The sequence below is a fragment of the Streptomyces sp. NPDC058620 genome, assembly GCF_042717135.1.
In the GTDB taxonomy this organism is placed as follows: Bacteria; Actinomycetota; Actinomycetes; order Streptomycetales; family Streptomycetaceae; genus Streptomyces.
This window is the reverse complement of the sequence record NZ_JBHXQO010000032.1, coordinates 33633-45732: the sequence shown is the minus strand read 5'-3', so window position 1 is coordinate 45732 and position 12100 is coordinate 33633. Positions and strand designations below refer to the sequence as shown.

Genomic DNA, 12100 nt, shown 5'->3' with positions numbered 1-12100 from the left:
TGGTCCGACAGGCCCCTGTGCCGCAGCACCCTGCGGCACAGGGGCCTGTTCGTTATCAAAGCAGCGGCCTGTTGCCCCTTACGCGGCGGACGTGTGCGCTCTACCCTGATCACGGCTCGTTGGTTACTCGCCAGTTAAACAAGCGTGATCGAGCGGGAACGCGCAGCAGACACACAGCAGGTACAGAGCAGGACAGAAGCAGGCATCTGAAGCAGCATCAAGTAGCCGGTCGTAGCAATGCCGCAGGCCCGGAGGACGTCGTGAGCGACACAAAGACCCTGATCGATAACCGACCGCCCTCCGTGGCGAATCTCTTCATCGACCGCGTGGCCGCCACGCCGGACGGAGAGGCGTACCGCTACCCGGTGCCCGCCGCCTCCGGCCAGGGCCCCGACGACTGGAAGTCGCTCAGCTGGGCGCAGGCCGCCGAACGGGTCTACGCCATCGCGGCCGGCCTGATCGCGCTGGGCGCGCAGCCCGAGGAGCGGGTCGCGCTCGCCTCCTCCACCCGTGTCGAGTGGATCCTCGCCGACCTCGGCGTGATGTGCGCGGGTGCCGCCACCACCACGATCTACCCCTCCACGAACGCCGAAGAGTCCGCCTTCATCCTGACGGACTCCGAGAGCCGCTTCCTGATCGCCGAGGACGCCGCGCAGCTGGCGAAGGCACGGGAGCGCCGTTCCGAGCTGACGGACCTGGCCCACGTCGTCGTCATCGACCCGGCGGGCGTCGAGCCCGCCGACGACGACCCCGAGGGCTGGATCCTCTCGCTGGCGGACCTGGAGGCCAAGGGCGCCGAGTACCTGGAGAAGCACCCGGACGCGGTCACGGACCGGGTGTCGGCGATCACCGCCGACCAGCTGGCGACCCTGATCTACACCTCGGGCACCACCGGCCGCCCCAAGGGCGTACGGCTGCCGCACGACAACTGGTCGTACATGGCCAAGGCCACCGTCACCGCCGTGGAACTCTCCACGGACGACGTCCAGTACCTGTGGCTGCCGCTCGCGCACGTCTTCGGCAAGGTCCTCACCTCCGGCCAGATCGAGGTCGGTCACGTCACCGCGGTCGACGGCCGCGTCGACAAGATCATCGAGAACCTCCCGGTGGTCCAGCCGACCTACATGGCCGCCGTCCCCCGGATCTTCGAGAAGGTCTACAACGGGGTCGCCTCCAAGGCGCGGGCCGGTGGCGGCGCCAAGTACAAGATCTTCCAGTGGGCCGCCGGGGTCGCCCGGGAGCACGCCAAGGTGTCGCAGGACAACTTCCGCCGCACCGGCACGGCATCCGTACCGTTCGCGCTCGGTGCCAAGCACAAGGTCGCCGACACCCTCGTCTTCGCCAAGATCCGCGAGGCGTTCGGCGGCCGGCTCCGTGCCTGCGTCTCCGGCTCCGCGGCGCTCGCCCCCGACATCGGCTTCTTCTTCGCCGGCGCCGGCATCCACATCCTGGAGGGGTACGGCCTCACCGAGACGAGCGCCGCCTCCTTCGTGAACCCGGGCGAGGCGTACCGCACCGGCACGGTCGGCAAGCCGCTCCCCGGCACCGAGGTCCGTATCGCGGACGACGGCGAGATCCTGCTGCGTGGCCCCGGCCTGATGGAGGGCTACCACCGGCTGCCGGAGAAGACCGCCGAGGTGCTGGAGTCCGACGGCTGGTTCCACACCGGCGACATCGGTGAGCTCTCCGTTGACGGCTACCTGCGGATCACCGACCGCAAGAAGGACCTGATCAAGACGTCCGGCGGCAAGTACATCGCCCCGGCGGAGGTCGAGGGCCAGTTCAAGGCGGTGTGCCCGTTCGTCTCCAACATCCTGGTGCACGGCGCCGACCGTAACTTCTGCACCGCCCTGATCGCCCTCGACGAGCCGACCCTCCTCGGCTGGGCGGCCGAGAACGGCCTGGGCGGCAAGTCGTACGCGGAGGTGGTGGCCTCGCCGCAGACGGTGGAGCTCATCGAGGGCTATGTGAAGCGCCTCAACGAGGGCCTCCAGCGCTGGCAGACCATCAAGAAGTTCCGGCTGCTGCCGCGTGACCTCGACATCGAGCACGGCGAGCTGACCCCGAGCCTCAAGCTCAAGCGGCCGGTCGTCGAGCGCGAGTACAAGCAGCTCATCGAGGACATGTACGCGGGGTCCCGCGAGGCGTGACGCGCGGGCAGGGCCGCGCGTGAGCGACACGCGTGCGGGGACGCGGACCGCGTGCGAGCGGTACGCGTCCGAGGACGGGGCCGGTGGGGGCTGATCACCCATCGGCCCCCTCCGCGTTTCCACGAGCTCATCTTCTGTTCGTCTGCGCTCGGTTCTGCGCCCACTTCGGTAACTCGGTGCTTATGTGCGCGGTCGGTCTGTCACTCTGTCGTGTGTCGTCGGCCGCATCTCGTGAGACCCGGTAGGAGCCGCACCGTGGGGCCAATACCCTTGCAGCGGGACAGTGTTCACCGTCCCGCCACCGACGTCGTGGGTCACCACGACGATCCGCGTCCGGTGGTCCGTACGAGCCTGCCCGGAATCGCTCTCACGCCGTCAGCGGCCCGTGGGTTCGTCCGTGCCGCCCTCGCCGACTGGACCGGGCTCGGCGTGCCCGCCGCCGCGGGGTTCAGCGACCGGCTCGCCGACGACGCGGTGACCGTGGCCAACGAGCTGGTCACCAACGCGGTCGTGCACGCCGGGACGACCGTCGAACTGCTCCTGCGCCTCGAAGAGGCGTCCGAGAGCGAACCGGCGGCCCTCGTGATGGAAGTCACCGACCACCACCCCGCCCGCGCCGTGCGCGGAGAGGGGTCCGCGGCCGGGACCGAGCGGGCGCCCTCTCCCGACCCCGCGGAGTACGGCAGGGGGTTACACCTCGTCGCCACCCTCGCCGAGTCCTGGGGCATCACCTACCGCACCGGCCGCAAGACCGTCTGGGCCCGCCTCTGCGTCGACGACTGGAGTGCGGCACCCGGCCCCTCGGAGGAGGCCACGCTCCAACACGGGCTGCGGGCCGCGGAGATCCTCGCCCCCGCCACCCGCCGCATCGAACGCGACGACGCCGACTGGGACAGCCGGGCCGCGCTCTCCTTCCTCGCCGAGGCGTCCGATCTGCTGGCCGGCCAGCTGGACGAGGACCTGGTCGCGGCGATAGCCGGACAACTGCTCGTCCCGAGGCTCGCCGACTGGTGCGCGATCTGGCTGGAGAGCGAGGGCGCCGGACCCGGCGCCGACCCCCGGCTGGCCCGCGTCTGGCACAGCGACGAGACCGGGACCGAGGACCTGCGCACGGTGCTGGAGAAGGAACCGCTCAGGCTGCCCGGCAGCGTCGGTACCGGCCCGATACCCGTGCCGTGGCCCGGGGAGGGCGCCGGGGACGCTCCAGGGGACCGCGGGCCCGAAGACGACGCGGAGTGGGAGCGGCCGCGGGACGACGCCGTGGACCCGCCGGCCGGAGGCCGCGACGGGGCCGCGCTCGCGTACCGCATCACCGCCGGCGGCCGCACGCTCGGAACCGTCCTCGTCGGCCGGGAGGGCGTCCCCCGGGTGCCCGACGACGTGGCCTCGCTGATCGAGGACTTCGTACGCCGCGTCGGCCTCGCCGTCGGAGCCGCCCGCGCCTACACGCGGCAGGCCACCATCAGCCGCATCCTCCAGCGCGGGCTGCTGCCCAGCAAGGTCGCCGAGATCCCCGGCGTCACCAGCGCGCTGGTATACGAACCGGGCGACGACGGCGTCGTGGGCGGTGACTTCTACGACATCTTCCCGTGCCCCGGCGACCGCTGGTGCTTCGTCCTCGGCGACGTCCAGGGCAGCGGGCCCGAGGCCGCCGTCGTCACCGGTCTCGCCCGCCCCTGGCTGCGGCTGCTGTCCCGCGAGGGCTTCGGCGTCGGCAAGGTCCTGGACCGGCTCAACCGGCTGCTCCTCGACGACGCCATGGAAGCGGCCGAGGCCGCCGCTCTGATGGTCGCGGCGGCGGGCGGCCAGCAGATCCTCGACGGCTCGCAGTCCCGGTTCCTCTCCCTCCTGTACGGGGAGGTCGTGCCGCTCCCCGGCGGCGGGGTGCGCTGCACCGTCGCCAGCGCCGGCCACCCGCTGCCCCTGCTGCTGAGCCCGGACGGTTCCGTACGGTTCGCCGCGGAACCGCAGGTGCTGCTCGGGGTCGTCGAGGACGTCGCGTACGAGAGCCAGAGCTTCGATCTGGCGCCGGGCGAGAGTCTGCTCTGCGTCACCGACGGGGTGACCGAGCGGCGTTCCGGGCCGGCCATGTTCGACGACGGGGACGGACTGGCACGGGCCCTGGCGGGCTGCGCTGGGCTGCCAGCCGAGGGGATCGCGGACCGGATCAAACGCGCCGTCCACGACTTCGCCGAGCGGCCGCCCGACGACGATCTCGCCCTCCTGGTGCTCCAGGTCGACTGAGACGCGGGTGTGCGGGGCGGGTCCGGCGGCGAGTGACAATGGACGGTATGCCTTCCGTACTGCCCGATGGTGAGCCCGTGCCCGACGACGGGGCGCTGCCCAGCCATGCCCTGGACGGCGCCGCCGACCGACCGCTCGGCTTCTACCTGCACGTTCCGTACTGCGCCACCCGCTGCGGGTACTGCGATTTCAACACCTACACCGCCACCGAGCTGCGGGGCTCCGGCGGTGCGCTGGCCTCCCGGGACAACTACGCGGCCCACCTGATCGAGGAGGTCCGCCAGGCCCGCAAGGTGCTCGGCGACGACCCACGGCCGGTCCGCACCGTCTTCGTCGGGGGCGGCACGCCCACGCTGCTGCCCGCCGCCGACCTTGTACGGATGCTGGGGGCGATCCGTGAGGAGTTCGGGCTCGCGGACGACGCCGAGGTGACGACGGAGGCCAATCCCGAGTCCGTCGATCCGGCGTATCTGGCGGCGCTGCGGGAAGGCGGCTTCAACCGGGTCTCCTTCGGCATGCAGAGCGCGAAGCAGCACGTGCTGAAGATCCTCGACCGGACGCACACACCCGGCCGGCCCGAGGCGTGCGTCGCCGAGGCGCGGGACGCGGGCTTCGAGCACGTCAACCTCGACCTGATCTACGGCACGCCCGGGGAGTCGGACGACGACTGGCGCGCCACGCTGGACGCGGCGATCGGTGCCGGGCCCGACCACGTGTCGGCGTACGCGCTGATCGTCGAGGAGGGCACCCAGCTCGCCCGGCGCATCCGGCGCGGGGAGATCCCGATGACCGATGACGACGCGCACGCGGACCGCTATCTGATCGCGGACGAGGCGATGGCCGCGGCGGGCTTCTCCTGGTACGAGGTGTCGAACTGGTCCCGGACGCCGGAGGGCCGGTGCCTGCACAACGAGCTCTACTGGCGCGGGGCCGACTGGTGGGGCGCGGGGCCCGGTGCGCACAGCCATGTGGGCGGGGTGCGCTGGTGGAACGTGAAGCACCCGGGAGCGTACGCGCAGGCCCTGGCGGAAGGGCGGTCGCCGGGCGCGGGGCGCGAGATCCTGTCCGCGGAGGACCGGCGGGTGGAGCGGATCCTGCTGGAGCTGCGGCTCGTGGACGGCTGCCCGTTGTCGCTGCTGGCCCCGGCGGGGCTGGCGGCGGCGCGGCGTGCCGTGGGGGACGGGCTCCTGGAGGCGGGGGCGTTCGGCGCGGGGCGGGCGGTGCTGACCTTGCGGGGGCGGCTGCTGGCCGACGCGGTGGTCCGGGACCTGGTGGACTGAACGCCTGCGGCGGGCCGTACCGGGGCTCCGCCCCCGGGCCCCGGTACCCGATCGCCGGACTGGCTGGAGGACGGCCCTACTCAGGCGCCGTGACGAAGTCGATCAGTTCTTCCACCCGGCCCAGCAGCTCCGGTTCCAGGTCCCGGTAGGAGCGCACGGTCGACAGGATGCGCTGCCAGGCAGCGCCCGTGTTCTCCGGCCAGGACAGGGCGCGGCACACGCCCGTCTTCCAGTCCTGGCCGTGCGGGACCCCCGGCCACGAGGGGATGCCCACCGAGGACGGTTTCACCGCTTCCCAGACGTCGATGTAGGGGTGGCCCACCACCAGGACGTCGCCGTCCGAGACCTGGGCGGCGATGCGGGACTCCTTCGAGCCGGGGACCAGGTGGTCGACCAGTACGCCCAGCCTCGCGTCCGGCCCCGGGGAGAAGTCGCGGACGATCGCGGGGAGGTCGTCGATGCCCTCCAGGTACTCGACCACCACGCCCTCGATACGGAGGTCGTCGCCCCAGACCCGCTCGACCAGTTCCGCGTCGTGGCGGCCCTCCACATAGATCCGGCCCGCCCGCGCGACCCGCGCACGCGCCCCGGGGACCGCCAGCGAGCCGGAGGCCGTGCGTGCGGGACGGGCGGGGGCCGAGGAGCCGGGGCGGACCAGCGTGACGACCCGGCCCTCCAGCAGGAAGCCGCGCGGCTCCATCGGGAACACCCGGTGCTTGCCGAAGCGGTCCTCCAGGGTCACCGTCGGGCCCTGCGCCGTCTTCTCGCAACGGATCACCGCCCCGCAGAAGCCGGTGGCGGCCTCCTCGACGACCAGGTCGGGCTCGGCGGGGACCTCGGGGGCCGGTACGGACTTCTTCCACGGCGGGGTCAGGTCCGGCTGGTAGCTGCGCATCGGACGACGATACGGCGGCGGGCGGTCACGACACGCCGAACTGAGCCGCCAGTTGATCACGTTGCATCCGTACGAACGTGGCGTCCACCACCGCTCCGTGCCCCGGTACGTACACCGCGTCCTCACCGCCCAGAGCCAGCAGCCGGTCGAGAGCGGCCGGCCAGCGGGAGGGGATGGCGTCGTGGCCGGCCTGCGGTTCCCCGGACTGCTCGACCAGATCACCGCAGAACACCACGGCGGGCGAGCCCGGCACCAGAACCGCCAGGTCGTGACCGCTGTGACCAGGCCCCGCATTGGCCAGGAGCACCTGGAGCCCGCCGCCCAGATCGAGCGTCCACTCCCCGCACACCTCGTGGTGCGGGGCGACCAGCACGTCCACCGCTTCCGCCGCATCGTGCTCGGACACCCCGTGGTGCACCGCCGAGCTGTGCAGCTCGTCCGCCCCGTTCCTCAGCAGATCCACGATGCCGACCGCCCCGAACACCTCGGCCCCGGCGAACACCGCGGTGCCCAGAACATGATCGAAGTGCGGATGACTCAGTGCGATATGCGTCACCCTCCCGCCGAGCAGACGCTCCGCCTGGGAGCGCAGCTCGGCCCCCTCACGGAGCGAGGAACCGGTGTCGAAGAGCAGCGCACGGTCCGCTCCCGCCACCAGCGCGGCCGTCGCGTCCCACACCGGAAGGCGCCGGCGGCCCACACCGTTGCTCAACCGCTCCCAGCCGAGCTCTTCCCAAGAGACGTCCATACAACGACGCTATCGGCAACGACCTGCGCAGTCTCGCGGTAGCGTGACCGGTCGCCCTTGCCCGGGGGCCACCCCGCCCCCGTACACTGACGGAGGGGAATGCTGGCACTCGAACGCACAGAGTGCCAGGACGAGACCGGGAACCACAGCTGGAGGTGTGCGCGATGCTCAGCGAACGCAGACTCGAAGTGCTGCGCGCCATCGTCCAGGACTATGTCGGCACCGAGGAGCCGGTCGGCTCCAAGGCGCTGACCGAGCGGCACAACCTCGGGGTGTCCCCGGCCACGGTCCGCAACGACATGGCGGTGCTGGAGGACGAGGGCTTCATCGCCCAGCCCCACACCAGCGCGGGGCGCATTCCGACGGACAAGGGCTACCGGCTCTTCGTCGACCGGCTCGCGGGCGTCAAGCCCCTGTCGTCGCCGGAGCGCAGGGCCATTCAGAACTTCCTCGACGGCGCGGTCGACCTCGACGACGTCGTGGGCCGTACCGTGCGGCTGCTCGCGCAGCTGACCCGGCAGGTCGCCGTCGTGCAGTACCCCTCGCTGACCCGTTCGACGGTGCGGCACGTGGAACTGCTCCTGCTGGCTCCGGCCCGGCTGATGCTGGTGCTGATCACGGATACCGGCCGGGTCGAACAGCGTATGATCGACTGCCCTGCGCCGTTCGGTGAGACATCTCTGGCGGACCTCCGGGCGCGGCTCAACAGCCGTGTCGTGGGTCGCCGTTTCGCGGATGTCCCGCAACTGGTGCAGGACTTGCCGGAGTCCTTCGAGGGCGAGGACAGAGGAACCGTTTCCACGGTCCTCTCGATCCTTCTCGAAACTCTGGTGGAGGAGACGGAGGAGCGGCTGATGATCGGCGGCACCTCCAACCTCACCCGCTTCGGGCACGACTTCCCTGTGATGATCCGGCCGGTGCTGGAGGCATTGGAGGAGCAGGTCGTGCTGCTGAAGCTGCTCGGCGAGGCCAAGGACTCGGGCATGACCGTACGTATCGGTCACGAGAACGCCCACGAGGGCCTCAACTCCACGTCCGTGGTCGCGGTCGGCTACGGTTCGGGCGACGAGGCAGTCGCCAAACTCGGCGTGGTCGGACCGACCCGCATGGACTACCCCGGAACGATGGGAGCGGTACGCGCAGTGGCACGTTACGTCGGACAGATCCTGGCGGAGTCGTAAGTGGCCACGGACTACTACGCCGTACTCGGCGTGCGCCGCGACGCATCTCAGGACGAGATCAAGAAGGCATTCCGCAGGCTCGCCCGCGAGCTGCATCCGGATGTCAACCCGGACCCGAAGACCCAGGAGCGGTTCAAGGAGATCAACGCCGCCTACGAGGTGTTGTCGGACCCGCAGAAGAAGCAGGTCTACGACCTCGGCGGCGACCCGCTGTCCGCCTCCGGCGGCGGTGGCGCGGGCGGATTCGGACAGGGTGGCTTCGGCAACTTCTCCGACATCATGGACGCGTTCTTCGGTACGGCGTCCCAGCGCGGGCCCCGTTCACGGACCCGGCGCGGCCAGGACGCCATGATCCGGCTGGAGATCGACCTCTCCGAGGCGGCCTTCGGTACGACCAAGGACATCCAGGTCGACACGGCGGTCGTCTGTACGACCTGTAGCGGTGAGGGCGCCGCGCCCGGCACCTCCGCCCAGACCTGTGACATGTGCCGCGGCCGCGGTGAGGTCTCGCAGGTCACCCGGTCCTTCCTCGGCCAGGTCATGACCTCGCGGCCCTGCCCGCAGTGCCAGGGCTTCGGTACGGTCGTGCCGACCCCCTGCCCGGAGTGCGCCGGAGACGGCCGCATCCGCTCACGTCGCACGCTCACGGTGAAGATCCCGGCAGGTGTCGACAACGGCACCCGGATCCAGCTCGCGGGCGAGGGCGAGGTCGGCCCCGGCGGCGGCCCGGCCGGCGATCTGTACGTCGAGATCCACGAGCTGTCGCACGCCGTGTTCCAGCGGCGAGGCGACGACCTGCACTGCACGGTCACCATCCCGATGACGGCGGCGGCCCTCGGCACCCAGGTGCCGCTGGAGACGCTGGACGGCATGGAGGAGATCGACATCAGGCCGGGCACGCAGTCCGGCCAGTCGGTTCCGCTGCACGGGCGCGGCATCACGCATCTGCGGGGCGGCGGGCGCGGTGATCTCATCGTGCACGTCGAGGTCATGACCCCGTCGAAGCTGGACGCGGAGCAGGAGCGCGTCCTTCGCGAGCTCGCGAAGCTGCGTGGCGAGGAGCGGCCCACCGGGCAGTTTCAGCCAGGTCAGCAGGGGCTCTTCTCCCGGCTGAAGGACGCGTTCAACGGTCGCTGACCGCCCGCGCCAAACGCCTGTGGCCTTACCCCGCACCGCCCGCCGGTCTCTTACCGGCGGGCGGTGCGGCGTGTGCAGAGGGCTGCGGTGGTATACCGTCCGCGCCGCCCCCTGGCTGATTCGGCGCGGTGCACCGGACGTGGCACGATGCGGTCATGTCCTCCGCGTTGACCGATCTCTGCCGGTATCCGATCGTGCAGGCCCCCATGGCGGGCGGAGTGTCCGGCCCGCAGCTCGTCGGCGCTGTCGCCGAGGCCGGTGGGCTCGGTTTCCTCGCCGCCGGGTACAAGACGGCGGACGGCATGTACAACGAGATCAAACTGGTGCGCGGACTGACCGGGCAGCCCTTCGGCGTCAACCTCTTCATGCCGCAGACCGGCCACGCCGACCCGAGCGCCGTCGAGGTGTACCGGCACCAGCTCGCCGGTGAGGCCCTCTGGTACGAGACTCCGCTCGGCGAGGTGGACTGCGGTGGCGACGACGGCTACGAGGCCAAGACCGCGATCCTCCTGGAGGACCCGGTTCCGGTCGTCTCCTTCACCTTCGGCTGCCCCTCCCGGGAAACCCTCGACGCGTTCGCCCAGGCGGGCACGTACACCGTGGTGACGGTCACCTCCGCCGAGGAGGCACAGGCCGCGCAGTGGGCGGGCGCCGACGCCGTCTGCGTCCAGGGCGTGGAGGCGGGCGGCCACCAATCCACGCACCGCGACGACCCGCAGGCCGACAACACCGGCATCGGGCTGCTGGCCCTCCTCGCCCAGGTGCGCGAGAGCGTGCAGATTCCGCTCATCGCGTCGGGCGGCCTGATGCGCGGCTCCCAGATCGCCGCCGTACTCGCCGCGGGGGCCGACGCGGCGCAGCTCGGCACCGCCTTCCTGGCCACCCCCGAGTCGGGGGCCCACCTGCTGCACAAGCAGGCACTCACCAACCCGCTGTTCGTGCGGACCGCGCTGACCCGGGCGTTCTCCGGGCGCCCCGCGCGCGGTCTCGTCAACCGCTTCGTGACCGAGCACGGCCCCTACGCCCCGGCCGCCTATCCGCAGGTGCACCAGATGACGAGCGCTCTGCGCAAGGCCGCCGCCAAGGCGGGCGACGCCCAGGGCATGGCGCTGTGGGCGGGCCAGGGGCACCGGATGGCACGCGAGCTGCCCGCCGGTGAACTGATCGACCTGCTCGCCGCCGAACTGGAAGCCGCGCGCGCGGCCCTGAGTGTGAGGAGTGCCGAGTGACGGCACCGGTCTTCGTCGTCGAACAGCTCCCCGGCGGGGCCGAGTTCGTCCTGGACGGCCCCGAGGGACGGCACGCCGTCTCCGTGAAGCGGCTGCACGCGGGCGAGGAGGTCGTCCTGACCGACGGGCGGGGCCGCTGGGCGGAGGGGATCGTCCGGGCAGCCGAGGGGAAGGACCGGCTCCTCGTGACGGACCTGGAGCCGGTGCACGAGGAGCCGGTGCCCAGCCCCCGTATCACCGTCGTCCAGGCCCTCCCCAAGGGTGACCGCGGCGAGGTGGCCGTCGAGACGATGACGGAGACGGGCATCGACGCGATCGTGCCGTGGCAGGCTTCGCGCTGCATCACGCAGTGGAAGGGCGACCGCGGGCTCAAGTCGCTGGCCAAGTGGCGCAGTACGGCCCGGGAGGCGGGGAAGCAGTCCCGCCGGGTGCGCTTCCCCGACGTGACCGAGGCGATGACGACCAAGCAGGTGGCCGCGCTTCTGGCCTCCGCCGACTTCGCGGGTGTCCTGCACGAGGACCGCGCGCACGACAGCGAGGCGCTCGCCACCGCCGTGCTGCCCTCCGAGGGGGAGATCGTGCTCGTCGTCGGCCCGGAGGGCGGCGTCTCCCCGGACGAGCTCGCGGCGTTCGCGCAGGCCGGCGCCCGCCCCTACCGGCTCGGGCACAGCGTGCTGCGCACCTCCACGGCCGGAACGGCCGCGACGGCCCTCCTGCTGGGGCGCACGGGCCGCTGGGGCTAGGGCCTTCCGTTTCCAGACGAGCGGCCCCAGGGCCCGTACGGCAGCGGTGGCGGGCTTCACCGGTTCCGCCGGCCCGTCCCGGATAGCATGCCCACGTACTGATCACCAGCGACCGAGGAGGCCGTGCCATGGCGGGAGAGCCGCAGCCCGACTGCCTGTTCTGCAAGATCGTCACGGGAGACATCCCGGCGACCATCGTCCGCGAGAGCGACACCACCGTCGCCTTCCGCGACATAAACCCGCAGGCCCCGACGCACGTTCTGGTCATCCCGAAGGCCCACTACCGGGACGCCGCCTCGCTCGCCGCCGCCGAGCCGGAGATCGCCGCCGACGTGCTGCGCGAGGCCGGTCTCGTCGCCGCCGACGAGAAGGTCGCCGACACCGGGTACCGCATCGTCCTCAACACGGGGGCCGGCGCGGGACAGACCGTCTTCCACGCGCACGCCCACGTCCTGGGCGGACGCGGACTCCAGTGGCCCCCCGGATAGCGGGC

General features: G+C 71.7%; 10 protein-coding genes. 8 read left to right on the top strand and 2 right to left on the bottom strand.

The genetic code is table 11. The features are described from left to right. The first annotated feature begins 260 nt into the window (after window positions 1–260). From ACFWSK_RS25360 to hemW, 3 genes are all read left to right on the top strand, one after another. Complete coding sequence (locus ACFWSK_RS25360; RefSeq protein ID WP_383790416.1) at window positions 261–2150, top strand: AMP-dependent synthetase/ligase; 1890 nt, start codon at window positions 261–263, stop codon at window positions 2148–2150. 255 nt (window positions 2151–2405) lie between these two features. Further along, on the top strand, window positions 2406–4394 hold the full coding sequence (locus tag ACFWSK_RS25355) for a SpoIIE family protein phosphatase (RefSeq protein ID WP_383790414.1): 1989 nt from the start codon (window positions 2406–2408) through the stop codon (window positions 4392–4394). A gap of 38 nt (window positions 4395–4432) precedes the next feature. Then, window positions 4433–5674 carry a radical SAM family heme chaperone HemW gene (gene hemW / locus ACFWSK_RS25350; protein ID WP_383790411.1) on the top strand — a complete coding sequence of 414 codons (1242 nt, stop codon included), beginning with the start codon at window positions 4433–4435 and terminating at the stop codon, window positions 5672–5674. Between the two features lie 76 nt (window positions 5675–5750). Here the strand turns inward: hemW and ACFWSK_RS25345 are convergent, their stop codons facing one another. Beyond that, window positions 5751–6569 (bottom strand): DUF3097 domain-containing protein, encoded by an 819-nt coding sequence (locus tag ACFWSK_RS25345; protein WP_383790408.1) that lies wholly within the window; start codon window positions 6567–6569, stop codon window positions 5751–5753. Window positions 6570–6594: 25 nt separating this feature from the next. After that, window positions 6595–7317, bottom strand: a complete 723-nt coding sequence (locus ACFWSK_RS25340) for an MBL fold metallo-hydrolase (protein ID WP_383790405.1) — start codon at window positions 7315–7317, stop codon at window positions 6595–6597. Between the two features lie 164 nt (window positions 7318–7481). On the opposite strand from ACFWSK_RS25340, the gene hrcA reads away from it, so the two are divergent. From hrcA to ACFWSK_RS25315, 5 genes are all read left to right on the top strand, one after another. Next, window positions 7482–8498, top strand: coding sequence for a heat-inducible transcriptional repressor HrcA (gene hrcA / locus ACFWSK_RS25335; protein ID WP_173313218.1), 1017 nt, complete (start codon window positions 7482–7484; stop codon window positions 8496–8498). Beyond that, a complete protein-coding gene (gene dnaJ, locus ACFWSK_RS25330; RefSeq protein ID WP_383790402.1) occupies window positions 8499–9635 on the top strand; it encodes a molecular chaperone DnaJ in 1137 nt (378 codons plus the stop codon). Window positions 9636–9790: 155 nt separating this feature from the next. Continuing rightward, window positions 9791–10864 carry a nitronate monooxygenase gene (locus tag ACFWSK_RS25325; protein WP_383790399.1) on the top strand — a complete coding sequence of 358 codons (1074 nt, stop codon included), beginning with the start codon at window positions 9791–9793 and terminating at the stop codon, window positions 10862–10864. Beyond that, window positions 10861–11607 carry a 16S rRNA (uracil(1498)-N(3))-methyltransferase gene (locus tag ACFWSK_RS25320; protein WP_383790397.1) on the top strand — a complete coding sequence of 249 codons (747 nt, stop codon included), beginning with the start codon at window positions 10861–10863 and terminating at the stop codon, window positions 11605–11607. Before ACFWSK_RS25325 ends, ACFWSK_RS25320 begins: the two co-directional genes overlap by 4 nt. Before the next feature lie 128 nt (window positions 11608–11735). After that, on the top strand, window positions 11736–12095 hold the full coding sequence (locus ACFWSK_RS25315) for a histidine triad nucleotide-binding protein (protein ID WP_383790394.1): 360 nt from the start codon (window positions 11736–11738) through the stop codon (window positions 12093–12095). Window positions 12096–12100 lie beyond the last annotated feature (5 nt).

Coding starts and splice junctions, on each gene's coding strand:
- hemW (WP_383790411.1), top strand. CDS start 4,433: ATGGACGGTATGCCTTCCGTACTGCCCGATGGTGAGCCCGTGCCCGAC.
- ACFWSK_RS25345 (WP_383790408.1), bottom strand. CDS start 6,569: ATGCGCAGCTACCAGCCGGACCTGACCCCGCCGTGGAAGAAGTCCGTA.
- ACFWSK_RS25340 (WP_383790405.1), bottom strand. CDS start 7,317: ATGGACGTCTCTTGGGAAGAGCTCGGCTGGGAGCGGTTGAGCAACGGT.
- hrcA (WP_173313218.1), top strand. CDS start 7,482: ATGCTCAGCGAACGCAGACTCGAAGTGCTGCGCGCCATCGTCCAGGAC.
- ACFWSK_RS25325 (WP_383790399.1), top strand. CDS start 9,791: ATGTCCTCCGCGTTGACCGATCTCTGCCGGTATCCGATCGTGCAGGCC.
- ACFWSK_RS25315 (WP_383790394.1), top strand. CDS start 11,736: ATGGCGGGAGAGCCGCAGCCCGACTGCCTGTTCTGCAAGATCGTCACG.